Origin of the sequence: Chromobacterium sp. Beijing, from assembly GCF_021496765.1 — a bacterium.
GTDB lineage: Bacteria > Pseudomonadota > Gammaproteobacteria > Burkholderiales > Chromobacteriaceae > Chromobacterium.
Window position 1 is genome coordinate 2,384,873 of record NZ_CP053750.1, and the last position, 23,549, is coordinate 2,408,421.

18 protein-coding genes are annotated in these 23,549 nt (G+C 65.8%); 1 reads left to right on the forward strand and 17 read right to left on the reverse strand.

From position 1 onward, the window contains the following. Positions 1–91: 91 nt before the first annotated feature. From HQN78_RS11025 to HQN78_RS11080, 12 genes are all read right to left on the reverse strand, one after another. Positions 92–820 (reverse strand): carboxylesterase, encoded by a 729-nt coding sequence (locus HQN78_RS11025; RefSeq protein ID WP_235089503.1) that lies wholly within the window; start codon positions 818–820, stop codon positions 92–94. A gap of 35 nt (positions 821–855) precedes the next feature. After that, positions 856–1,461, reverse strand: a complete 606-nt coding sequence (locus HQN78_RS11030) for a GNAT family N-acetyltransferase (protein ID WP_107800104.1) — start codon at positions 1,459–1,461, stop codon at positions 856–858. 36 nt (positions 1,462–1,497) lie between these two features. Then, positions 1,498–3,120 (reverse strand): AMP-binding protein, encoded by a 1,623-nt coding sequence (locus HQN78_RS11035; RefSeq protein WP_235089504.1) that lies wholly within the window; start codon positions 3,118–3,120, stop codon positions 1,498–1,500. Further along, a complete protein-coding gene (locus HQN78_RS11040) occupies positions 3,117–5,135 on the reverse strand; it encodes a class I tRNA ligase family protein (protein ID WP_235089505.1) in 2,019 nt (672 codons plus the stop codon). The genes HQN78_RS11035 and HQN78_RS11040 overlap by 4 nt, the downstream gene beginning before the upstream one ends. Before the next feature lie 6 nt (positions 5,136–5,141). Continuing rightward, positions 5,142–6,194, reverse strand: coding sequence for an FAD-binding oxidoreductase (locus tag HQN78_RS11045; RefSeq protein WP_199225908.1), 1,053 nt, complete (start codon positions 6,192–6,194; stop codon positions 5,142–5,144). Next, positions 6,191–7,501, reverse strand: a complete 1,311-nt coding sequence (locus HQN78_RS11050; protein ID WP_235089507.1) for a lysine N(6)-hydroxylase/L-ornithine N(5)-oxygenase family protein — start codon at positions 7,499–7,501, stop codon at positions 6,191–6,193. The genes HQN78_RS11045 and HQN78_RS11050 overlap by 4 nt, the downstream gene beginning before the upstream one ends. A gap of 600 nt (positions 7,502–8,101) precedes the next feature. Then, positions 8,102–9,448: an N-succinylarginine dihydrolase gene (gene astB / locus HQN78_RS11055; protein WP_235089509.1), complete on the reverse strand. Its 1,347-nt coding sequence runs from the start codon at positions 9,446–9,448 to the stop codon at positions 8,102–8,104. 213 nt (positions 9,449–9,661) lie between these two features. Next, positions 9,662–11,122: a succinylglutamate-semialdehyde dehydrogenase gene (gene astD / locus HQN78_RS11060; RefSeq protein ID WP_235089511.1), complete on the reverse strand. Its 1,461-nt coding sequence runs from the start codon at positions 11,120–11,122 to the stop codon at positions 9,662–9,664. Continuing rightward, entirely contained in the window at positions 11,122–12,156 is a 1,035-nt protein-coding gene (astA, locus tag HQN78_RS11065) for an arginine N-succinyltransferase (RefSeq protein ID WP_107800111.1), read from the reverse strand. Before astA ends, astD begins: the two co-directional genes overlap by 1 nt. Further along, positions 12,153–13,184, reverse strand: a complete 1,032-nt coding sequence (gene aruF, locus HQN78_RS11070; RefSeq protein ID WP_235089513.1) for an arginine/ornithine succinyltransferase subunit alpha — start codon at positions 13,182–13,184, stop codon at positions 12,153–12,155. Before aruF ends, astA begins: the two co-directional genes overlap by 4 nt. Before the next feature lie 159 nt (positions 13,185–13,343). Beyond that, complete coding sequence (locus HQN78_RS11075) at positions 13,344–14,558, reverse strand: aspartate aminotransferase family protein (RefSeq protein WP_227107499.1); 1,215 nt, start codon at positions 14,556–14,558, stop codon at positions 13,344–13,346. Between the two features lie 382 nt (positions 14,559–14,940). Beyond that, the gene (locus tag HQN78_RS11080) at positions 14,941–17,562 is read right to left on the reverse strand and encodes a family 20 glycosylhydrolase (protein WP_235089516.1); all 2,622 of its coding nucleotides are present in this window, start codon (positions 17,560–17,562) and stop codon (positions 14,941–14,943) included. Positions 17,563–17,924: 362 nt separating this feature from the next. On the opposite strand from HQN78_RS11080, the gene HQN78_RS11085 reads away from it, so the two are divergent. Then, on the forward strand, positions 17,925–18,521 hold the full coding sequence (locus HQN78_RS11085; protein ID WP_235089518.1) for a DUF3313 domain-containing protein: 597 nt from the start codon (positions 17,925–17,927) through the stop codon (positions 18,519–18,521). Between the two features lie 176 nt (positions 18,522–18,697). On the opposite strand, the gene HQN78_RS11090 is transcribed toward HQN78_RS11085, so the two are convergent. The 5 genes from HQN78_RS11090 to rbfA all read right to left on the reverse strand — a co-directional run bounded on the left by HQN78_RS11090 (position 18,698) and on the right by rbfA (position 23,390). Beyond that, positions 18,698–19,237, reverse strand: a complete 540-nt coding sequence (locus HQN78_RS11090; protein ID WP_227107494.1) for an STM3941 family protein — start codon at positions 19,235–19,237, stop codon at positions 18,698–18,700. 85 nt (positions 19,238–19,322) lie between these two features. Continuing rightward, positions 19,323–21,467, reverse strand: a complete 2,145-nt coding sequence (gene pnp, locus HQN78_RS11095; RefSeq protein WP_107800117.1) for a polyribonucleotide nucleotidyltransferase — start codon at positions 21,465–21,467, stop codon at positions 19,323–19,325. 192 nt (positions 21,468–21,659) lie between these two features. Further along, on the reverse strand, positions 21,660–21,929 hold the full coding sequence (gene rpsO / locus HQN78_RS11100) for a 30S ribosomal protein S15 (RefSeq protein WP_019104449.1): 270 nt from the start codon (positions 21,927–21,929) through the stop codon (positions 21,660–21,662). A gap of 121 nt (positions 21,930–22,050) precedes the next feature. Next, positions 22,051–22,974 carry a tRNA pseudouridine(55) synthase TruB gene (gene truB / locus HQN78_RS11105; protein WP_235089520.1) on the reverse strand — a complete coding sequence of 308 codons (924 nt, stop codon included), beginning with the start codon at positions 22,972–22,974 and terminating at the stop codon, positions 22,051–22,053. Then, the gene (rbfA, locus tag HQN78_RS11110; RefSeq protein WP_107800119.1) at positions 22,971–23,390 is read right to left on the reverse strand and encodes a 30S ribosome-binding factor RbfA; all 420 of its coding nucleotides are present in this window, start codon (positions 23,388–23,390) and stop codon (positions 22,971–22,973) included. Before rbfA ends, truB begins: the two co-directional genes overlap by 4 nt. Between the last annotated feature and the right edge of the window lie 159 nt (positions 23,391–23,549).

The following is a 23,549-nucleotide window of genomic DNA, read 5'->3' on the forward strand; positions in this document are numbered from 1 at the left end:
AGAGAACCTGAGCCAAGGCGCGCCGACGCGGACAGTACAAGTCGTACGACAAGGCGGCGCAACGCGGGATCAGGGGTTTTGTTAGTGGGTCTTATTGGCGGGCGCGCGCCCGCAGAATGGTGTCCCTTATCGTCGTCAGCACTTGCGGCCGCAAAGCGTCCTGATGCGGCAGCCAGCGATGGATGAAATGCTCGCAGTCGTCCAGCCAGACCATCTTCTTGCTGCGGGCGTTCATGGCCGCGGCCAGATAGCCGTCCAGCGTCTCGGCCGGCACCACCGCGTCCTTGCCGGCGCCTATGATCAGCAAGTCGCCGCTGAATTCGCGCAGGCCGGCATAGGCCGGGGAGTCCGGATAGGGGCCGGGACGGGCCAGGCCGCCGTCGAAACGGGATTCGGCGGCGTCGGCCGGATAGCTTGCAGGGCAGAACAGCACCAGGCAGGCGGGCTTCAACACCGGCGCGACCCAGGCGGCGAGATGGCCGCCCATGCTGGTGCCGATCAGGGTCAGCGGCTCGCGCTTGTCCAGGTGTTCCGCGGCGGCCAGCGTTTCCTCGTAACGACGCCGCAGGCAGGCCTCTTCCAGCGCCCCGCTGCTGTCGCCGTTGCCGGAGAATTCGAAGCACACCGAGCCCAGGCCGTGCCCGGCCAGGTGGTCCAGCACATAGCGTATGGTGTGCCGGTTCGCGGTCTGGCCCAGCCCGTGCAGGGTGAGGACGCTGCTTGCCGCGCCGGCGTCCGGCTGCACGCGGGTGGCGGCCAGCCAGTGCTCGCCGGCGCTAAAGACGAAGTCTTCGGTTTTCATCTGCGGGCTCGCGGACATGTCGGGGGCGTCCATCTTGATGCCGGCCCGGCCGCTCAACGGCTTGCCGCGGCGGCCAGCGCCGGGAAGCGTTCGGCGCGGACCCGCTCCCATTCCTGGCGCAGCACGCTGTAATAGATCACATCGCGGCGACGGCCGCCGGGCATGAAGTTGAAGCTGCGCAGCACGCCTTCCTCCGTTGCGCCGATGCCGGCCAGGCCCGCGCGCGCGCCGGCGTTCAGCACATCGGTCTTGAACTCCACGCGCTCGCATTCCAGCGCTTCGAACGCGTGCTTGAGCAGTTCGAACTTGACCGCGCGGTTGATGCCGGTGCGCCGCGCGTCCCGGCACAGCCAGGACCAGCCTATCTCCAGGCGGCGCTCGCCCTCGGCGAGATTGCCGTAAGCGGTGCTGCCGACGATGCGGTCCGTTTGGCGGTCGATGATGGCGAACACGATGCGGCTGCCGTTGAGCGTGTCCTGTATCGCCTGCTCGACGAAGCGGCCCAGATCGTCCGGCGTCTGGATGCGGGCGACGAAGTACTCCCAGATGGCGGGCTCGAACACGATGCGCTCGAACGCCGCGTAATCGCCGATCTGAATCCGGCGCAAGCGCACGCGTTCGTTTTCCAGGGTGAGGTCCTTCAAATTACGCCAAGTCATGTATCGCTCCTTGCATAGGTTTAAGCGGGCCGCGTATCAGAAAGAGGGCTGCGGCGCCCGGCCATCCCGCACATACGCCGCGTCCGCCGAAAACGCTTCCGGCGTCCGCGCGTGGCGCGCATAGATGTCGTCCAGCTGCGCCATATAGCGCTGATGAATCATTTTGCGCTTGGGCTTGAATTGAGAAGTCAGCAGGCCGTTCTCGATGGAAAACGGCTCGTCGACGATGAGCGCCGCCAGGATGCGCGCCTCCTGGAAAACATCCTCGTTCAGCGCCCGGATATGCCGGCGCAAAGCCTCGGCGTCCGCCCCGGCCAAGGCCGGGGACAGGATGGCCGTGATGAAGGGCTTGCCGGTGCCGTACAACACGCATTCGTGCACGTCCGGGTGCCGGCGCAAGCCCTCCTCCAGCGGCCTCGCCAGCACATTGCGGCCGCTGGCCATGGTCAAGACGTCGTCCACGCGGCCGTGGATGTACAGGAAACCATCCTCGTCCACATGGCCCAGATCCCAGGTCTTGACCTCGGCGCTGGGCAGGAAGCTTTTTTCGCTGACGCCGGGATCGCACCAGGTATAGCGGCAGTTGACCGGATGGCGGCTGGCCACGATCAAGACGCCGTCCTGGTCGAAACGGATGGACTTGTTGGGCAGCACCTTGCCCACGCTGCCCAGGCGGAAGGCGCCGGGATGGTTCTTGGCGACGATGCAGGCCTCGTTGCTGCCGTATCCCTCGTACAGCGGCACGCCGGCATGGTTGAAGAATTCCAGCACCGTCCGGCTGGCCGGAGCGGAGCCGGTCCACAGATAACGGACGCGCCCGCCGAGCGCGGCCTGTATCTGCGCGCCGCGGGCGGCGGAATCGGCGTCCCCGTGCCGCTGCGACAGGCTGGCGCGCAAGGCTTCGTAAAAGCCCGGCACGCCCATGACGACGGTGGGCTGGCAGGCCTTGGCCATGTCCAGCGCCTGATCCAGATCGGAAAGCGTGAGGTCGTGTCCAAACGCCAGCGCCGAATAAATCCAGTAGCGCTGCTGCAGCAAGGCCAGCCGCAGGAACACCAGCAGATTGTCGCCGTCCCCATGCCCGAACATCGCCTGCACTTCATTGATGGAACTGTTGACGCTGGCGACGGTGGCTTCCAGGCCCTTGGGCGCGCCGGTGCTGCCCGAGGTGAACTTGATCGCCAGCACGTCGGCCGGGTCGTAGCCGGCGTGCAGGGGCCGCTCCGCTGCGTCCGCCTCGACGCATTCGGCCCAGGCCTGGACTTCGGCGATGTCGAACACCGCGCCCGAGCGGTCCACGCCCTCGGCGAACAAGGCTTTCAAGCCGTAAAGGTCCACGATGCGCGCCGGCTCGAAACGCCCGGCCTCGAAGCCCGCGGTCACCGCCCCCAGTTTCAGGACGGCCAGATCCAACAGCACGAATTCGATCCGATTGCGGGACAAAACGCCCACCCGGTCGCGCGGACGCAGGCCCAGCGCATGCAAGCGCCGGGCCACGCGCGCCGCCTTGCGGTCCAGCTCGGCCAGCGTCCAGGCGCGCACGACGCCGTCTTGCCGGAAGCGGATCACATGTCGCTCGTCATCGCATCCGCGCAGCGCGATGGCGTTGACCAGATCGACGTCCGGGCCGCGCGGCGCTTGAGACCTCATCTCGCTCATGACCGCCCTTCCTCCGCCGCGCCCGCCCGGCGCAGCGGCGTGAAAAAGCGCTGCTCCGCCAAGTCCAGAGCGGCGCCCGGCGGCGACAGTTCCACGCTTTCCGGCCAGACGTCGACGCCTTCCATGCCCAAGGCGCGGCCCAGGCGCTGGGCGAAGCGCGGCATCAGCGGGCCGGCGGCCTGAGCCAGCAGGCGGGCCGTGGCCAGCTCCAGCGCGACCGCGGTCCGGTATTCGTCGCGCAGCGCCGGATTCCGACGGATGCGCTCGTTCGATTTGGCGAAGCGCAGCGCGCCGGCCACCAGCCCGTCCAGCTCTTCCGTCACGCGGTTGAGCGTAAAGCCGTCGGCGCCGTAATGGGTGCTCAGGCTGGTCAGCCGATTGCTCAGCGCGTCGAAATAGGCGGTGTGAGCGGCGGTCCAGTTGCCGGCGTCGGGCGCCCGCTGCTGGAAATCCTGCCGCAAGCGCTCGCCCAGGCCGCTCAGCCAGGCCTGCCACTGGCCCAAGAGCGTCCGCTCCACGCAGGCATGGAAATCCTCCAGCGTGAAATTGGTCCGCTCCTGCTCGCCGCGCGTGCGCGCCAGGTAATAGCGCACCGCGTCCACGCTGTCAGGGCTCAGGATGTCCTTGCCCCATACCGCGTGCCGGCGGCTGGTGGAGAACTTCAGACCGTCGAGCAGGTAGAACTCGTTCTCGTTGTAGTCGATGTCGCACTGCCAGTCCGGGAAGGCCATCCGGTACAAGGCCGGGTACAGGATGGAGTGGTAATAGCTGTTGTCGTAGCCGAAGAAGTGGACGATCTTCCAGTCCGGCTGCGGCCGGTCGGCTTGCCAGGGTTTGCCCAGCCGGCCGCCCAGTTCGGCGATGCCGTACAGGAAGCCGTAAGCCATTTCCGGCCACACCCAGATCACCTGCTCGCCCTCGACCTCCTCCGCCGGCGGCACGCCCCATTGCGCCGGATGGGTGATGGGCACCCAGTAGTCCTTGCGCGCCAGCACCCGCTCCGCCAATTGCTGCAAGCGCGGCGACACCTTGCCCAGGCGCTGATGCTGCTCCACCGCGTCCTTGAAGGCGGACAGATTGATCATGTAGCGGCGGATGGCGCCGGTGACCGGCGTCGCGTCCGACAGCCGCGAACGCGGCGCGTCCAGATCCACGCAGTTGTTGGGCTCGCCGCACTCCTCGCAGATATTGCCGCCGCAGGGCGAGCCGCAGCTTGGACACTTGGCGGAAACGTCCACCTCGTACAGATAATCGCCGGTTTCGGCGTCGAACAGCGCCGCGTCGGAACGCAGCTGCGCGCCGCCCCGCACCAGGCGCGAGAAGAAATCGCGCAGGCCGGCCGCGTAAGCCGGGTCCCGGGTGGTGACGGTGTATTGATCGAGATGGATGTCCATCAGATCCAGCGTGGACTGGATCGCCGCCGAATAATGGCTGGCCACTTGCTGAGGGCTGCTGTTTTCCTGGCGGGCGCGGCCCACCACATAGCTCTGGTAATCGTCGCTGCCGGTCAGGTGGTAGGCCTCGTGTCCGCTGGCGCGCAGGAAGCGCACATAGACGTCGGCGCCCAGATAGGGCCCGGACAGATGGCCAAGGTGCAGATCGCCGTTGGGCGTGGGCGGCGTGGAAAACACGAATACCGGCCGCCCTTTCAGACGCGCGGCGCCGTTGTCCTGCGCGGCGGCCTCGCGTTTGGCCGCGTCCCGCCAGTAGAAGTCGCAGAAGCGCAGCGGCTGCCCGCCGGTATTGCGCAACACGTGTTTTTCAAACGGTTTGAACAGCACCAGGCTGCCGGCGCGCACCGGCTGGGAGCGGCCGTCGGCGTCGATGACGCCCTCCCCACTCAGAATCAGAAAGGCTTCCAGCTCGTCGTGCTTGTGCGGCTGGCTTTCCCCGCCGGGTTCGACGACGCCGTAGGCCAGCCGCACCTGCTCCTGCTCGCCCAGGCCGGCGATGGACGCCATCTCGATGCCGAAAGCCGGCGACCGCTGCGCTTCGTTCAATTCTATGATGTGCATGATCGGCTATCCCTTGGTGAGAGTGTGATTGAGCAGGGCGACGGCTTCCGCGGCGACGCCGGGCGCCAGCCGGTAACCGGAGCCGTTGCACGCTCCGACGAACAGAACGCGTCGATGACGGCCGAGGTATTGCGCCAGCGGCTCGCGGCTTGGGCTGTAGGCGTCGCAGAACACCCGGCCCGAGCTCAGCAGCGGCGCCAGCGCCGGCGCGACGCCCCGCAGCGCCTCGCGCGCCTCGGCGATCTCGCGAGCCTCCACCCCGGCCTGCCGGCACTGCTCCGGCGACACGTCCCATTGCTGGCAGGTGTAGCTGAACAGCCAATGCCCGCGGTGCGGCAGCGGCGCCAGAAAAGCGTCCTCGGCGGGGAAGAACAGCGCGGCGCCCTCCTCCGCCGGCCGCTGAAGATGCAGGGCCACCACCTTCTTGACGCGAACCCCCAGCCCGGCGGTCAGCCCGCTCCAGCAGCCCTCGTTGACCCATGGCCCGGGGGCCAGCACCACGGCGTCGGCGGCCAGCTCCCGGCCGCTGGACAAGCTCAGGCGGACGCCGTCGGCGCTCTCGTCCAGCGCCTCGACCCCCACGCCTTCCAACACCTCGGCGCGGCCGCGCAGACGCTGCGCGTGCCATAAGGCCAGCCCCTGCACATCCGTCACATGGCAATCCGGCATCCGCCACAGCTCGCGGCCGACCGGCAGATCCGGCGCGACGCGCGACTGTTCCTCCGCCGACAAGGGCAGCAGGCCGGCGCAGCGGGCGCGGACCTCATCGGCGTCGGCCGCGCCGGCCGCGACGAAAAAGTCGAAACCGTGCATGGGCAGCTGCGGATGGCGGGCGCGCAAGGTCTGGTAGTAATCCGCGCTGGCCGCGCTCAGTTGGCGCACGCGCTCGGAGCGTCCCACCGGGAAATGGACGCCGGCGGAATACATCGATGCTCCCGCGCCGACCAGGTCGCGGTCCACCAGGGTGAGCCGGACCCGCGGCTCGCGCTCCAGCAGGCGCGCGGCTATCGTGCAGCCGAGGATGCCGCCGCCGACGACGACGATGCGGGGCGCCGTCATGCCCATTCCCTCTTGTTCTTGCGCTCGTCCGCGCGCGCCGAGGCCAGCGGCGCCCAGGACACGAAGGCGGCGTCGACGTTGTCGACGCGCGGCGCGTCCAGCATGCGGTTGATGACAATCTGGCTGCGCCAGGCGGTCAGGCTGAGATTGGGATCGGCCAGGCCGCGCTGCTGGCGGATGGCGTTCAGGATGAACAGGCTGCGATTGCGCGGCAGCTTGCCCAGCGCCGCGTAATCGCGGTCAACGGCGATTTCCTCGCCCTCGCGCTCCAGGCGCTCCCGCAGGGGCTGCAGGAAGGGCGTGGGCGCCGGCTTGAATCCGCTGGCCCAGATCACCACGTCCGCTTCCAGCGTTTCCGACGCGTTGGCGCCCAGATGGCGGGCGGCGATGGACCAGCGCTCGCCGTTCCGGCCGATGGCGCGCACCTCGCGGAAGGGCAGCAGGCGGATGTCGATAGGCGAGCGTTCGATGAAGCGCAGCGAGTAGATCTGTTGGTAGAGGCTGCGCAAGGTGCATTCGGAAATGCCGTCGCTGCTGAGCAGATTGCGCTTGATGAAGGCGCTGCGGAAGATTTCGTCCTGCTCGTAAAAATAATTGGAATGGGTGGGCGTATACAGATCGTTGGTGAACGGGGAATCGTCGAGCGGGAAGTAATTCTCCCGCCGCGACAGCCAGCTCAGCGCCGCCGGCGCCTGGCCGCCGCCGCGGCGCAGCAAATCCAGCACCACCTCGGCGCCGGACTGGCCGCCGCCTATCACCAGCACGCGCTTGCCCGCCGCGACGCCGGCCTTGGCGGCGAACTCATTGACGTGGAAATGCGTGCTGTCGTCGAGACAGGAGCGCGCGAAGTCCGGCACCTCCGGCACAATGCCGACGCCGACGACCACATTGTCGCCCTGCACCCTTCGCTTCGTGGTCTGCACCACGAAGGCGCCGCCGTCGAAATCGACCTCCAGCACCCGCTCGCCAAAGCAGATATTGCCGTTGCTCTCCGCCGCCCATTTCAGATAATCGCGAAATTCCAGCCGCGACACCTGATCGAAACGCGCATTAAGAAACTGCAGCAATCTGCCGTGCTGGTGCAGATAGGACACAAAGGAAAAGCGGTTGGTCGGGTCCGCCAGCGTGACCAGATCCTTGAACAGGGAGACTTGCAGCCCCGCGCCGGGAATCATCATGCCGTCGTGCCAGGTGAACGCCGCTTTCTGTTCGAAGAAGATGCTCTTGATGTCGTGCTGGCCATGCAAGAGCGAAGCCACGCTCAGATTGGACGGCCCGCTGCCGATGCCGATGCAGTGATATTTCATGGTGTATTGGCACTTGAAGTGTATGCAAGACAAAAGGAGCCGCGATGAACTGCGTATCGCAGCGGCGGAAAATCCAACCGGCACTCTCATTCGCAATCAACAACAACCGCAAAACCGCCAAAACATCGCCGGGGGCGAAACGCCGCCCGCTCCGGCATGAACCTCCGCCATTTCGTCCAGACCAGTACCAAAGGCCAGGCCGTATCCCGTTGTAGAAACGCCTCAGGCCTCGTTTCGTCTCCGCCCTCGCCAAACGCCCAACCGCTGCGCCGCAGCGGACGGCCGCGCCGCAAACCCGCGTCCTCCGTGGCTAGGAGGCCGAAATCCGCAAGCCGTATCGATCAATATATTCCAATGTCATTCAAGCTATCACATGACTTTTGTCATGTCAAACAACATTAAAAACCAAAAATAGATGATATTCGTCAAATAGATACCATTAATCAGGACAGTTTTCGGTGAAAGAAAGGCTGTCATCATCCCGACGACAAGAGCGGCGCATCCGCGCGGACGCCGCCGCTTCAAACGCAAAACAGGCCGGGAATCCCGGCCTGTTTCGCTAGAGCGCCTGACTCGAAATCAGGCGTGGGTCTCGCTGGCTCAAACCAGCTGGAAGGGGTACACCGAGCCCAGGCCCAGGATGCCGCTCAACTCGTCCAGCGCGGTGCGGCTTTCGATCAGCAGCTGCGGATCGGCCAGGTCTTCGCTGCTCAGGCGATCGCGATAATGGCGATCCACCCAGCCGTTGAGCGTGGCGAACAGCGCGTCGCTCATCAGCACCTTGGGATTGAGCGCGGCGATTTCCGCCGCCGACAGCGCCACGCGCAGCCGCAGGCAGGCGGGGCCGCCGCCGTTCTGCATGCTTTGCTTGAGATCGAACACCTTGACCTCGTCGATGGGACCGCCGCTGGCGACCAGCTTGCCGAGGTAGGCCCAGACGCGCGGCTGATTGCGGCACTCTTCCGGCACCACGATGATCATCTTGCCGTCCGGCTTGGACAGCAACTGGCTGTTGAACAGATAACTCTTCACCGCCTCCTCGACGCTGACCTCCGCCGCCGGCACCTCCACCGACACGAAGCGGCCGCCGACCGCCGCCAGCTTGGCGCTCAGCTCGGCCAGCACCTTGTACTGGTCGACAAAGGATTTCTCGTGGTGGAACAGCACCTGGCGGTTGCCCACCGAGATCACGTCGTTGTGGAACACGCCGGCGTCTATGGTGTCCGGGTCCTGCTGCGCGTAGACCACGCGCTCCGCGCTCAGGCCGTGCAAGCGCGCCACCGCCTGGCAGGCTTCCAGGGTCTGGCGCGCCGGGAACTTGGCCGGCTTGGGATAGCGGGCGTCGAAAGCCGCCGCGCCGAACACGAAGAACTCCACCCCCGCGCCGTCGTACTCGGCGCAGAAACGGGTGTGGTTGGCCGCGCCCTCGTCGCCGAAATGCATCTGCGCCGGCAGCGCCGGATGCACGGCGAAGCGGGACTCGTCGGCGAACATCGCCCGCAGCAGCCGGCCCGTGGTCGGATGCTCGATCGAACGGTGGAATTTATTGTTCAGATTGGCCGGGGTGAAATGCACGCGGCCGTCGGCGGTGTCGCCGGACGGGCTGACGGTGGCGGCGTTGGCGGTCCACATGCAGGAGGCCGAGCAGGCCGCGGCCAGGATGGCCGGCGCTTCCTTGGCGGCGCGCGCCACCACCTCGGCGTCGCTGCCGCCAAAGCCCAGCAGACGCAGGCTGGCCACGTCCGGACGCTCGTGCGGGGCCAGCACGCCCTGCTTGAAGCCCAGATCGTGCAAGGCCTTCATCTTGGCCAGGCCCTGCTTGGCGGCCAGCTTGGGATTGGACGCGGCGCTGACATTGCTGGTGGACGCCACATTGCCGAAGGACAGGCCGCTGTAATTGTGCGTCGGGCCCACCAGACCGTCGAAATTCACTTCATAGGCGTTCATTTGGAGAATGCTCCCTTGCCTCAATCCATCTGAATGGCGGGACGGCCATCTGGCCCCTTCTCGCCACCTAACTCTTTTGCGTTGACTACACGCCCCTCTCCCCGAGGGGAGAAAACCGCACCGCCCACGCTTACTGCACGAATGAACGGGCGTCGCACTCAGCCTTCAGTCCCTCTCCCCTTGCGGGAGAGGGGTTGGGGAGAGGGGGCGCTCTTAAAACACCATGCCGGGAGACAGCTGCGCCGGCACGGCCAGGCTGTCGCATTCCAGCGAGGCCACCGGATAAGCGCAGTAGTCGGCGGCGTAATAGGCGCTGGCGCGATGGTTACCGGAGGCGCCGACGCCGCCGAAGGGCGCGGCGCTGGACGCGCCGGTCAAGGGCTTGTTCCAGTTCACCACGCCGGCGCGGCTTTCCAGCAGATAGCGTTCGTACAGCGCGCGCTCGTCGGACAGCACGCCGCCGGCCAGGCCGAAGCGGGTGTTGTTGGCGATGGCGATGGCCTGATCGAAATCGGCGTAGCGTATCACTTGCAGCAGCGGGCCGAAGTATTCCTCGTCCGGACGCTCGGCGGCGGTGGTGTCGATGATGCCCGGGCTCAACAGCGCCGCGTCCGGCGTCAAGCGGCGCATTTCCAGCAGCGCCTTGCCGCCGGCGGCCAACATAGCGGCCTGGGCTTGCAGCAACGCCTCGGCGGCGGCGCTGGAGATCACCGCGCCCATGAAGGGCGCCGGTTCGGCGTCGTATTTGCCGACGCGCAGCTTGGCCGCCACCTCCACCAGCCGCGCCAGCAGCGCGTCGCCCCAAGCGCCTTGCGGCAGCAGCAGCCGGCGCGCGCAAGTGCAGCGCTGGCCGGCGGAGACGAAGGCGGACTGGACGATGTGGTGGACGGCGGCGTCGATGTCCTGGACCCCTTCCACGATCAGCGGATTGTTGCCGCCCATTTCCAGCGCCAGGATCTTGTCCGGATGGCCGGCGAAGTTCTTGTGCAGCAGCGCGCCGGTGGCGGAACTGCCGGTGAAGAACAGGCCGTCGATGCCGGCGTGGCCGGCCAGGGCCGCGCCGGTGTCGCGCGCGCCTTGCAGCAGCGCGATCACGCCGGCCGGCAGGCCGGCTTCGGCCCACAAGCGCACCGTTTCCTGCGCCGTCCACGGCGTCAGTTCGGACGGTTTGAAGATCACCGCGTTGCCGGCCAAAAGCGCCGGCACGATGTGGCCGTTGGGCAGGTGGCCGGGGAAGTTGTAGGGGCCGAACACCGCCACCACGCCGTGCGGCTTGTGGCGCAGCACCGCCTGGGCGTCGCCCATGGCGGCGGCGCGTTCGCCGGTGCGCTCGTGGTAGGACTTCAGCGAGATGTCCACCTTGTTGACCATGGTGGTCACTTCGGTCTGCGCCTCCCACAGCGGCTTGCCGGTTTCCTGGGCGATGACGCGGGCCAGCGCGTCCTTATTGGCGCTCAGGAGTTCGCCGAAGCGCTTGGCCACCGCAACCCGCGCGTCCAGCGGCGTGCGCGCCCAGTGCTTGAACGCGGCGCGGCCGGCGGCCACGGCGGCGTCCACCTGGGCGGCGTCGGCGGCGCGGCCCTGCCATAGCGGGCTATTGTCGGCCGGATTGGTTTTGCTCAGCGCCGCGCCGGCGCCTTCCTGCCACTGACCGTTGATGAATAAGCTGCTCACTATGCATTCTCCTTGGGGTAGAGCGCGACGCAGCGCAGATGGCCGCCCTCTTCCACGTTCAGCGCCTGCGCCTGTTCCGGCGTCAGCAGGATTTCATGGGTGGGCGCCAGCGTCTCGGCCAGGACGGCGCGGAAGCCGGCCAGCGAGTCGTTGGACACCAGGTAGAAGTTCTTGTCGCCTTCCGGCAGCGGGTCCGCCAGCCGCGCCGCGACCGTCGCGCTTTCCTTCACCGCGCGGATTTCGCTGGTATAGGTCTGCACCGTCGGGCCGGCGTCGAAGATGTCGACATAGCCCTCGTAGCGGAAGCCTTCGGATTCCAGCATCGCCACCGCCGGGCGGGTGTTTTCATGGGTCTGGCCGATCACCGCCTGCGCCTCCGGCGGCAGGAAGTCGATGTAGACCGGGTGCTTGGGCATCAGCTCGGCGACGAAGGCCTTCTGGCCGACGCCGGTCAGGTAATCGGCGTGGGCGAAGTCTATGGAGAAGAAGTGGCGGCCCAGGCCTTCCCAGAACGGCGAACGGCCGGCCTCGTCGGACACGCCGCGCATCTCGGCCACCACCAGCTTGCCGAACAGCTGCGGGAACTGCGCCAGGAACAGGAAGCGGCTCTTGGACAACAGGCCGCCGTTGCGGTTGGCGCGATAGTCCGGGTGCAGGAACAGCGTGCACAGCTCGGAATAGCCGGTGTGGTCGTTGGACAGGAACAAGGTGTCGTGGCGCGAATAGACGCCCAACTCCTCCGAGGCGTGGACGATGGTGCCGACGCGGTAGTTGTACCACGGCTCCTTCAGGCCCACCGCGGCTTCCAGCGCGCAGATGCCGGCGATGGCGCCGGTGGCGCCGTCTTCCATCACGAAGACATAGCCTTGGTCGGCCTTGTCCAGCTCGCCGGCGAAAGACAGCACCGAGCGGGCGATGCGGCGCGACAGCCGCTCTTCGTTGACCGGCAGCGAAGTCAGGCCGACGCCGGCGCTGCGCGCCAGATTCATCAGGCCGTCCAGGTCCTTGTGGGCTACGGGGCGGATGAACATCATGCTGCGGACTCCTTCTGCTGCAAACCGGCCACTTGAACCTGGCCGCCGCTGGCGAGACCCAGCGCGCGGGCGGCGTCGGGATTGATGAAGGCCACGCCGTCCACCACCGCCACGCGGCACACCGCGGCGGCGAACTCGCTGGACTCCAGATTGCTCAACAACTGCGGCTGCGCCTGCTCCGGCAGGCTGGCCAGCACTTCCACCGGGTAGCAGCGGCTGTTTTCCAGCGTTTTCAGCCGGTCCACCTCGGCGGTCAGCACCGCGCCGCCGTCGAAGATGTCGATATAGTTGTCGGCTTCGAAGCCCTCGTTGCACAGCAGCTGGCAGGAGCGCTCGAAGCTGGCGTGGATCTGGCCGATGGCGTGCTGCGCCTCGTCCGGCAGCAAGGGTACGTAGATCGGATAGCTGGGCATCAGCTCGGCGATGAAGGTCTTGCTGTGGCTGACGAAGGCCTGTTCCACCTGCAGGAAATCCATATTGAAGAAGCGGCGGCCGATGGCGTTCCAGAACGGCGACTGGCCGGCGTCGTCGTGAATGCCCTGCATCTCCGCGATCACGCGGCGGCCGAAGCGCTCGCGCTTGCTGGCGATGAAGAGCAGCCGGGCGCGCGACAGCAGCTCGGCGGCCAAGGGCTCCTGGTGGCCGTCCACGTAGAAGCCGCACAGCTGCACCATGCCGGTCAGGTCGTGGCACATATTCAGCACGTGCACGCGGTTGTTGACCTTCAGCGCGCGCGAGGCGTGCACGAAGATTTCGCTGCGATAGCTGTAGAAGGGCTCGTCGAAACCGGCGGAAGCGTTGATGGACGCGGTGCCCAGCACCTGGCCGCCCTCCTCCAGCACAAACATATAGTATTCGCAGCCGGAGTCGCCGGTGGCCTCGTGCTCGAAGGCGGACACGGACTGCTGGATGCGCTCGAACAGCTTTTCCCGGTTATTGGGCAAGCTGGTGACGCCGATGCCGCTGGCCACCGCCATGCGTTCGATGGCGGGCAGATCGGAGGTGCGGACGGGACGCACGGTAAGCATGGGACATCTCCCCTATCGCTGAAATCCGGCCGGGCCGCGGCGGGACCGCGGCGCAGCATCACCCGCGCGCCTGCCAGGGGCGGGAGCGTGGGCGGATAACAGTATTGTGTCTTGGAGCAAGGGCGGCCGGCGGCCGCCCGGAATCAGTGCCGCGGGCGCTTATCGACCGGCGACCAGTTCGGCGATGGCCGCGTCGAAACGCGCCAGGCCTTCGTCGATGTCCTGATCCTCGATCACCAGCGACGGCGCCAGGCGCACCACGCTCAGACCGGCCACCAGCAACATCAGGCCCTGCTTTTCAGCGGCTTTCAGGAACTCCTTGGCGCGGCCGGCGTAAGCGTCGGTCAGCACGCAGCCCAGCAGCAGGCCCATGCCGCGCACGGTCTTGAACACCTGGTATTTGGCGTTGATCGCGTTCAGGCCGTCGACGAAGCGCTGGTGCTTGGCGCGCACGCCGTCCAGCACCGCCGGCTCCTTGACCAGTTCCAGCACCTTGTGCGCCACCGCGCAGGCCAGCGGGTTGCCGCCGTAGGTGGAGCCATGGGTGCCGATGCCGAAGCTCTTGGCCACTTTCTCGGTGGTCAGCATCGCGCCGATCGGGAAGCCGCCGCCTATGCCCTTGGCGGAGCTGAGGATGTCCGGGGTCACGCCGTATTCCTGATAGGCGAACAGCGAACCGGTGCGGCCGACGCCGCTTTGCACTTCATCGAACACCAAGAGCGCGTTGTGCTGGTCGCACAGCTGGCGCGCGGCTTCCAGGAAGGCCTTGTCGGCCGGCATCACGCCGCCCTCGCCCTGGATGGGTTCGATCACCACCGCACAGGTCTGGTCGGAGATGGCCGCTTTCAGCGATTCGATGTCGTTGTATTCGAAGTGGGCGATGCCGCCCGGCACCGGGCCGAAGCCTTCGGTGTACTTGGGCTGGCCGCCGACGCTGACGGTGAACAGGGTGCGGCCGTGGAAGGAGTTCTTGCAGGCCAGGATCTGGTTCTTTTCCGGGCCGAAGTGATCGGAACCGTATTTGCGCGCCAGCTTGAAGGCGGCTTCATTGGCTTCCGCGCCGGAGTTGCAGAAGAACACGCGCTCGGCGAAGGTGGACTCGGTCAGCAGCTTGCCCAGCTTCAAGGCCGGCTCGTTGGTGAACACATTGGACACGTGCCACAGCTTGGAAGCCTGCTCGGTCAAGGCCGCCACCAGCTGCGGGTGGCAATGGCCCAGCGAGTTGACGGCGATGCCGCCGGCGAAATCGATGAATTCGCGGCCGCTCTGGTCCCATACGCGGGAACCCAGGCCCTTGACCGGGATGAAACCGGCCGGACCGTAATTGGGGACCATGACCTGGTCGAAATCGGCGCGCGTTACAGTATTGCTCATCTTGATGGTTCCCTTCCTGCTCTATCGTCGTTTCTTATCCGTATCATGAAATCCCAAGCGGCTGGCCGGACCGGTCGTGATGCCGGCTTTATCGATGATTTCATGAAGTTTCAATGATTCTAAGGTAAGCCCGTCGCAAATCCATATCCGGTTTGCGACACCGGCGTATACATTCTTTGATACAGCGCAATAAATTTTGTCCGACAACATCCATTACAGAGGGCAACTGTGCTCAATCCGGCTGTAAACGCCGCCCTCCGGCGCGCTGCGGGATCATCAAGATAGATCAACTCTATTGTCTTATCAACGCCGGGAAACCGCTCATCCATGAAAAACGCCCGGGCCGGCGGCCCGAGCGTCCTTACCTTGCCCGCATCGGCGCTCAGTCGCCGCCGCGCGCCTCCTGCCGGCTAAAGCGCGCGCCGTCGCCGCTGACGCCGCGCCAATAAGGCGCTTCCGCGCCCAGGCCCGGCCGGTACGGCGTCCAGTTGCGCCCGTCCGGCGAGAACTGCAGCGCCTGGCCGGGGAACTCCGTCAGCACCGCCGCCGCCCCGCTCGCCAGGCCCGGCGGCGCGATGCGCAGACCGATGCCGGCGCGCTCCAGTTTGGCCGCCTCGCGCCAGCCCAGCACTGCGGCGAACTGCTGCCAATCCCGGTTCAAGGCCGCGCGGTCCACCAGATGGCTGACGCCCAGCTGATAACGCTCGCCCTGACGATAAGGCCGTTCCCAGCCCGCGCGGTGCCAGGCGCGCTCGGCCAATGCCAGCAGCCGCGGATAGGCCATGTATTCAAACTGGGCGTCGCTGCGCATCACCTCGCTCCAGGCCTGCCCCTGGATGCCGGCGAAGCGCGCCGGCCCGGCCTCGCTGGGCACTTCGAAAGCCTTGCCCTGACGGTCCGTCATCACTTCGGCGTTCTGCGGCAGATTGTCCGGCGCGAAGCTGAACACCTTATAGCTGTCGGTGGCGCGCGAGGCCCAGTAATAGCCGCGTTCCTTGGGGTTCAACTCATAGGGGAAGTCGAAGTACAAATAATCCGGCATCGCCAGCACGGTCTCAAAACCCTTGTTGGCGAACTCGTGCGCTTCCTTGGCCGCGCCCCAGAACAAGGCGTCCCACTCGGTCACCATCACCTTGGCGGTGGCGAAATCCTTGGGCGATTTCGCGCCTTTCAAACCGTCCTGCCAGGCGCCCATCGTGGCGATGCCGTGCCGCGCCAGGATGCGGCTGACGTCCTCGGCGAACTGCAAGGGCAGATCGGCGACGGTTTTCCCCGGCCGCTCCGCCAACAGCGCGCGGCAGGCCGGCGAGCGCGCCCAGGGCTTGTCCTGCTCCGCCAGCTTGATCTTGCCCTTGCCGGGGTCCTGGCCGGACAGGTCCTGGAAACCCCCGCCCAACAAGATGTTCTTGGCCTCGTCGCCGCCAAAGTGCCAGACCGCCAGCGGCGCACCGGCCTCGCGGTGCATGGCGGCCACTTCCGACACCACTTTGTCGACGAAGCGCGGCACGCCGGGCACGCAAGGATTGACATAGGTGTGACGGTCGTAGAATTGCACCGACAAGGTGTTGGAACGGTCTTGCGGATCGATCAGCCGGTAGGCGGAGGCGGCTTCCGGCTGCTCCAACTGACTGAGGTGGCGATAACGCCGCTCCATCGCCATCACCGCCGCGCGCGCGTGCGCCGGCATGTCGATTTCCGGAATCACCTCGATGAAGCGCGCCTTGGCGTAACGCAGCAGCTCCACATACTGCTCGCGGCTCAAATAGCCGCCGCCGGAACGGTTGTCCGGACCAGACCCCAGTTGCGGCAGCAGACAGCGGTCCTCGTTCAGATCGTGACAGCGGCGCGCGCCGACCTCGGTCAATTCCGGCAGGCCGTTGATCTGCAAGCGCCAGCCTTCGTCGTCGGACAGATGCAGATGCAGCTTGTTGAGCTTGTAGGCGGCCATCTGCTCGATCAGGCGCTTGAGCGTGGCCGGCTGACGGAAATTGCGCGCCACGTCCACCATGAAGCCGCGGTGCGCGTAGCGCGGCGCGTCCTCCACCGTCAGCGTCGGGATCTCGCCGCCGCCTTGCGGCATCAGGCCCAGCAAGGTCTGCGCGCCGTAGAACAGGCCGGCGGCGTCATGCGCGTCTATGCGCGCGCCGCCGCGCCCCACCCGCAAGCGGTAACCGCCGGCGACGGCGATGTCGGCCGGCAAGCCCTTGACCACCGCGCCGCTGACCGGCAGGCCCTGCCCGGCCAGGCCCAGCTGGCGGCTGCGTTGCGCCAGCGCCGCGCGCGCGTCCGGGGCCAGCGCCGGCAGCCGCCAGCTCAGCCCCGCGGCCGCCGTCTTGCCGCCGTCCGGCTTGACGCGCAGCGCGGCGGGAATCACCCGCGCGGCCACATCGGCGGCGGCCAGTTGCGGGCCGCGGCGCGCGAATTCGCGATAACGCTCGGCGGCGTCCATCAGGGGCCGCGCTTCGCCCGCCGGCGACTTCCATTCATCGCCCGGCAGCGGCAGCAGATAGCTGGCGTCGTCGTCGTCATTGCGCGCCAGCACTGCCGGCGCCTGGCCGTCGGTTACCAGATAGGGCCGCGGCAACACGTCGCTGTTGTGCAACATCCAGTACTCGGCCACCAAGGGCAGTTCCAGCTTGGCGCCGGCGGCGATGCCGGCGAAGCCCGGCTTGGGCGTCAGCCGATACAGATCGCCGGTCAAATGGCTCAATTCGAAGTCAGGGCTGTCCAGCTTCAGCAGCCGCCGGATGCTGTGCAGGTACAAGGTCCAGTCCTTGGCCGGCACCGCGGCCGAGCCATGGTTTTGCAGGATCAGCCGCCCTTTCAGGCAACTGCCCCAGTCCGCGCCCAGTTCCACGCAGCGCGCGCCGGCGGCCGCCCCCTTATTACTGTCCACCGCCACCGCCAGGGACAGGTCCCGCGCCATCGCCGCGACATCCGGCTGCGCCCAAGCCAGCGCGCTGGCCGACAACAGGCCCGCCGCCAATAGTTGTTTCGTCCTCATGCTCACCTCTGCGATTTGCGTGGCGCGCCGCGCGGCGAAACGCTATCGCCGCGACTCCCAATCGTCATCCGCATGCCACCGTGGGCACAGGCTAACTGGTATTAATGTGGTATTCAATGCTCAAGATCAAAATCGCGCATCGCCCTGGCCGGCTGCTAGCATGATGATGGCGGAATGCAAAGATGTGTGAAGCCGGGGAACGCCCGCGCCGCGCCGCCGGTCTAGCCGCGGTTGCCGCAAGCATCGCCGCAAGCCTCATACCCCATGAAACAGGAACGCCTCATGCGCAAGACCCTCACCTTCGGCCTGCTGTTGCTGGCCGCCCTGCCCGCTCTGGCCAGGACGCCGCGGCCCCGCAGACCGTGTTCAGCCTGCCGCTGACCGCCTTCAAGGCCGCGGACCGCGACGCCTCGCAAAAGCTGTACCGGGCGCCGGACGCGCAGCTGAGCGCTTACAAATCCATCGTGGTGGAACCGCTGTACTTCATGCGCCACCAGGCTGACGGCGATTGGCAATTGCTGCAGAGCGGCGAGGAAAACCGGATCGCCGCCTATTTTCAGCGGCGGATGACCGAGGAGTTGCACAAGGTCGGCATCCCGGTCAGCCGCGAGGCGCTGCCGGACAGCGCCCGCCTGCGCGTGGCCGTCACCGGCATGGCTCAGGAACGGCCGGGCGTGGAGCCGCTGGACATCCTGCCGATCAAGGCGGTGTTCAATCTGGGCCGGCTGGCCGCCGGCAAGGAACCCTATCTGACCAAGGTGGCCAGCATGGGACAACTGGAAGACGCCAATAACGGCAAGCTGCTGGCCGGCAGCGTCAATCTGCGCAAAAGCGACAAGAGCCGCCAGCGCGGCGAGGCGGTCAAGCTGGAAAGCCTGGAAAGCCTGATCGACGACTGGTGCCGCGACAGCGCCCGGCTATTGGCGCGCGGCATGGCCATCAAGCCGGCCCAGCCCTGAGAGCCGGCTTACGATCTGCTGCGCGTCGTGGAGCCTTACACGGTGTGTACGGCTTCAGAATGCTATGCACCACTTGCACACTCCGCTTACGCCTTGTCTCGCGAGATCGTAAACAGCCCCTGAGGACCAAGCCAAAACACGCCGAGGCGCAAAGCGCTCGGCGTGTGCGGCAATGACTAAGCCCACCCGGCGGGCGCCGAGCCATAGCGTTGATGATAGCGCCCAAGCAACGCGAGCAAATCATCGAAACTCGCCTGCAAGGCGGTGGAGGAAATGGCGATCGGACTGCCATAGCATATGAAATTGAAATGGCTGAATAGCCTCGCCACCGGCCCCAGCCGGCTCAGGTACTTGCCCGGCGCTCTCACCTTGATGATCAAAAACTGCTGACCGCGCCCCGCCGAGACTTCCCAGCCCACGATATCCGTCCATGCGATCAAGCCGACGGCGATCTGGCTGGAATGGTCCGACAGCCCCTGCGCGTTGAACACCAGGGCCGGCTTGCGCTGCAGGCATTGACGCAGGCCTAGCAGGCAGCAAGCGCCGAAGAAGACCATCGCCGCGCCTCCGGCGCCATAACGCCGGACCAGGCTGATATCCGTGTCCGGCGCAGTCCACATCGCATAGCCGACGGCGACAAAAGCCAGGCCGGCGACGATCAGCAACAGCACCTTGCCGCCGCCGAACTCAATACGCGTCTCATCCATCGCGCTCATCTCGCAGTCGTAAAAAACCCCCTGCCATGGCAGGGGGTGATGCTAGCCGGCGGCCGCTCCGCATCGGAGCCGCGCTCTGGCTGGCTTACTGGGTTTTCAGACCGAAGGAATCGGCAGTCGCCTGCGCGGTCTTGGCTTCTTCTTCCAGCAGGGCCTTGATGGACAGGCGGATGCGGCCGCGGTCGTCCATTTCGATGGCCTTGACCTTCACGACCTGGCCTTCTTTCAGATAGTCGGCCACGTTCTTGATGCGCTCGTTGGCGATCTGGGAAATGTGGACCAGACCATCTTTGCCCGGCAGGATGGACACGATGGCGCCGACGTTGTTGTCGAGGATCTTGACCACGGTGCCTTCGTACACCTTGCCCACTTCCACTTCAACGGTGATCTCTTCGATGCGCTTCTTGGCGGCTTCCGCGCCTTCGTTGCTGACCGAAGCGATGGTGATGGTGCCGTCTTCCTCGATATTGATCTCGCAGCCGGTGTCCTTGGTGATGGAGCGGATGGTTTCGCCGCCCTTGCCGATCACTTCGCGGATCTTGTCCGGGTTGATCTTCATCACGTACAGACGCGGAGCGTGAGCGGACAGCTCTTGCGGGCCGTCCACGGCTTCCTTCATCAGACCCAGGATGTGCATGCGGCCTTCTTTGGCCTGATCCAGCGCCACCTGCATGATTTCCTTGGTGATGCCCTGGATCTTGATGTCCATCTGCAGCGCGGTCACGCCTGCGGCGGTACCGGCCACTTTGAAGTCCATGTCGCCCAGGTGATCTTCATCGCCCAGGATGTCGGTCAGCACCGCGAAGCGGTTGCCTTCCAGGATCAGACCCATGGCGATGCCGGCCACGTGCGCCTTCAGCGGCACACCGGCGGACAGCAGCGACAGGCAGCCGCCGCACACGGAAGCCATCGACGAGGAGCCGTTGGATTCGGTGATTTCCGACACCACGCGCATCGAGTAGCCGAATTCCGATTCCGGCGGTAGCACGGCAACCAGCGCGCGCTTGGCCAGGCGGCCGTGGCCGATTTCACGGCGCTTCGGCGGGCCCATGCGGCCGGCTTCGCCGGTGGAGTACGGCGGGAAGTTGTAATGCAGCATGAAGCGCTCGGTGTATTCGCCGGCCAGCGCGTCGATGATCTGCTCGTCCTGCTTGGTGCCCAGCGTGGTCACCACCATGGCTTGGGTTTCGCCGCGGGTGAACAGCGCGGAACCGTGGGTGCGCGGCAGCACGTTGTTGCGGATGCTGATCGGGCGCACGGTGCGGGTGTCGCGACCGTCGATGCGCGCATCGCCGGCCAGGATCTGGCCGCGAACGATTTCGGCTTCCAGGCCCTTGAAGATGCCCTTGATCTCATTGGCCTTCAGGGTGTCGGTGTTTTCGTCGATCAGACCGGCTTTGACCGCGCTCCAGGCTTCGTTGATCGCCACGGTGCGGGCTTGCTTCTGACGCAGGCGGAAGGCGTTGGCCAGTTGCTCGCCGGCGATGGCGCGCACTTGGGCGATCAGCGCCTCATCGGCCACCGGAGCGGCCCAGTCGAACATCACCGGGTTCACTTCGTCGGCCAGTTCGTTGATGGCCTTGATCGCGGCTTGCATCTGCTCGTGACCGAACACCACGGCGCCCAGCATCACGGCTTCCGGCAGTTCCTTGGCTTCGGATTCCACCATCAGCACCGCGCGCTCGGTACCGGCGACCACCAGGTCCATTTCGGATGCGGCCAGTTCGGTGCGGGTCGGGTTCAGGATGTATTCGCCATTGGCGTAGCCCACGCGGGCGGCGCCGATCGGGCCGGCGAACGGCAGGCCGGAAATGGCCAGAGCGGCGGAAGCGCCGATCATCGCCGGAACGTCGGAATCCACTTCAGGATTCAGCGACATCACGGTGGCGACGATCTGCACGTCGTGGAAGAAGCCTTCCGGGAACAGCGGGCGGATCGGACGGTCGATCAGGCGGCTGGTCAGCACTTCCTTCTCGGACTGCTTGCCTTCGCGCTTGAAGAAGCCGCCCGGGATCTTGCCGGCGGCGTAGGTGCGCTCCAGGTAGTCCACGGTCAGCGGGAAGAAGTCCTGGCCCGGCTTGACGTTCTTGCCGCCCACCACGGAGACCAGCACGACGGTGTCTTCAACGGAGACGATGACGGAACCAGACGCCTGACGGGCGACTTCGCCGGTTTCCAGGGTGACGGTGTGACGGCCGTACTGGAAAGACTTGGTGATTTTATTGAACACAGGGTTTCCCTATTTCTTTGTGTGTGACAAATAATCGCAAGCCGAAAAAACAACGGGAACCCTAAAAATTCCGACCAACAGCGCCGATCCGAATTTTTAGAGGCTCCCCCCGTTGTTACAGCAATAATGCTCGCGATCTTGCATGCGGCATGAAAAAGTCGCAGCACGCTGCGACTTTTCCAAAACCCAACCTTACTTGCGCAGGCCCAGGCGAGCGATCAATGCGCGATAGCTATCGGCATCGGTGCGCTTCAGGTAATCCAGCAGACGACGGCGACGGCTTACCAGCTTCAACAGGCCACGACGGCTGTGGTGGTCCTTGGTGTTGGCTTTGAAGTGCGGGGTCAGGTCGTTGATGCGAGCGGTCAACAGAGCCACTTGCACTTCGGACGAACCGGTGTCGCCTTCGCTGCGCTGGAAGTCTTTAACGATGTCTGCTTTTTGAGCGGCGGTCATTGCCATTTGGGGTAACTCCAAATTATCAGTAGGGGTCTTTCAACCCGACAAGTGCAGCGAGCAGCCAAGGCCGAAACCCTCGCAACCCATCAACACTCCGGTAAAGCGGCCTTGCGGCCGTCGGCGTTCAAGACGTCGCCGTCTTGCTCGCCAGGAGCCGGATCGGATGCAGGCGACCATCGTCGCGCGCCTCGCCCAGCCCCAAGAATTCCCGGCTTCCCTCGCGGTAAATCCGGAAACGCTGCATTTTCGCACATTTTTCGGTAAAACGCACGGGCTGTCCGTGCATGAATTTACCGGCCTCCTCGGCCGCCAGTTCCGCCTCGGGCAGATGGCGCACCAGGATGTCCGCCGGCAACAGCAAGGCCTCGCGCTGCGGCATTTCCAGCGCTTCGATATCCGCCAGTTGCAAGGCCTCGTCCAGCGAAAAACCGCCGGTGGCGGTGCGGCGCAGGCCGGTCAGATGCGCGCCGCAGCCCAGGGCTTCGCCGATGTCGCAGGCCAGAGTGCGGATATAGGTGCCCTTGCTGCACAGCACCTCGATCACCGCGGTGTCGCCGTCCAGGCTGATCAACTCCAGCTTGCGGATATGCACCCGCCGCGCCTCGCGTTCGATCTCGATGCCGGCGCGCGCGTACTCGTACAAGGGCTTGCCCTGATGCTTGAGCGCCGAATACATCGGCGGCACCTGGGAAATTTCGCCGCGGAAGGCCGCCATCGCCGCCAGCAGGCCGTCGCGGTCGAAAGCCGCCGGACGTTCGGACACCACCTCGCCCTCCACGTCGCCGGTGGTGGTCACCACGCCGAACTTCACCGTGGCGCGGTAGCCCTTGTCCGCGTCCAGCAGATAGGAGGAAAACTTGGTGGCCTCGCCCAGGCAGACCGGCAGCAGGCCGGTGGCCAGCGGGTCCAGCACGCCGGTATGGCCGGCCTTGGCGGCGTTCAGCAGCCAGCGCGCCTTTTGCAGCGCGCCGTTGCTGGAGATGTCGTAAGGCTTGTCGATCAGCAGCACGCCGTCTATCAGGCGGCGATTGCTGCGCGGCTTGCTCATTCCTTGCCCTCGGCGCCGTCCTCGCCGGCCGCGGCTTCCTGGCCGCCGAACTTCTCGGCGTCCTCGCGCGCCACCTGATTGATCAGGCTGGTCATATGCATGCCGCGCTCCACCGATTCGTCGTAGACGAAGTGCAGCTGCGGCGTGGTGAAGATCTTGATGCTGCGGCCCAGCTCGGAGCGCAGATAGCCGGCCGAGCTTTCCAGCGCCTCCTGGGTGGCTTCGCGCGTCTTCTCGTCCATCACGGTGTAGAACACCTTGGCGTGCGAATAATCGCGGGTCACTTGCACCAGGGTGATGGTGATCCAACCGGCGCGCGGATCTTTCAGGCCCTTGCGGGTCAGTTCCGCCAGTTCGCGCTGAATCTGCTCGGCGATGCGGTCGGAACGGGAGAAACCTTTTTTGGCTTTGGCCATAGCATTTCCAATAAATTGATTAATTAGCCACGGAAGCACACGGAACGGCACGGAAAGCGCGCATCGGCGGCGCTCCCTCGTCCACCGAATCAGGCCCCCTCATTCAGCGCCATTCATTCCGTGTACTTCCGTGGCTAATTCAAACAAGAAAAAAGGCGA

Excerpts from the sequence above, each read along its gene's own strand:
- truB (WP_235089520.1), bottom strand. The coding sequence starts at position 22,974 with ATGAGCAAGCCGCGCAGCAATCGCCGCCTGATAGACGGCGTGCTGCTG.
- astA (WP_107800111.1), bottom strand. The coding sequence starts at position 12,156 with ATGATGTTCATCCGCCCCGTAGCCCACAAGGACCTGGACGGCCTGATG.
- HQN78_RS11080 (WP_235089516.1), bottom strand. The coding sequence starts at position 17,562 with ATGAGGACGAAACAACTATTGGCGGCGGGCCTGTTGTCGGCCAGCGCG.
- HQN78_RS11025 (WP_235089503.1), bottom strand. The coding sequence starts at position 820 with ATGTCCGCGAGCCCGCAGATGAAAACCGAAGACTTCGTCTTTAGCGCC.
- HQN78_RS11050 (WP_235089507.1), bottom strand. The coding sequence starts at position 7,501 with ATGAAATATCACTGCATCGGCATCGGCAGCGGGCCGTCCAATCTGAGC.
- HQN78_RS11045 (WP_199225908.1), bottom strand. The coding sequence starts at position 6,194 with ATGACGGCGCCCCGCATCGTCGTCGTCGGCGGCGGCATCCTCGGCTGC.
- rpsO (WP_019104449.1), bottom strand. The coding sequence starts at position 21,929 with ATGGCAATGACCGCCGCTCAAAAAGCAGACATCGTTAAAGACTTCCAG.
- HQN78_RS11075 (WP_227107499.1), bottom strand. The coding sequence starts at position 14,558 with ATGAGCAATACTGTAACGCGCGCCGATTTCGACCAGGTCATGGTCCCC.
- astB (WP_235089509.1), bottom strand. The coding sequence starts at position 9,448 with ATGAACGCCTATGAAGTGAATTTCGACGGTCTGGTGGGCCCGACGCAC.
- HQN78_RS11040 (WP_235089505.1), bottom strand. The coding sequence starts at position 5,135 with ATGCACATCATAGAATTGAACGAAGCGCAGCGGTCGCCGGCTTTCGGC.
- HQN78_RS11035 (WP_235089504.1), bottom strand. The coding sequence starts at position 3,120 with ATGAGCGAGATGAGGTCTCAAGCGCCGCGCGGCCCGGACGTCGATCTG.
- HQN78_RS11090 (WP_227107494.1), bottom strand. The coding sequence starts at position 19,237 with ATGAGCGCGATGGATGAGACGCGTATTGAGTTCGGCGGCGGCAAGGTG.
- rbfA (WP_107800119.1), bottom strand. The coding sequence starts at position 23,390 with ATGGCCAAAGCCAAAAAAGGTTTCTCCCGTTCCGACCGCATCGCCGAG.
- aruF (WP_235089513.1), bottom strand. The coding sequence starts at position 13,184 with ATGCTTACCGTGCGTCCCGTCCGCACCTCCGATCTGCCCGCCATCGAA.
- HQN78_RS11030 (WP_107800104.1), bottom strand. The coding sequence starts at position 1,461 with ATGACTTGGCGTAATTTGAAGGACCTCACCCTGGAAAACGAACGCGTG.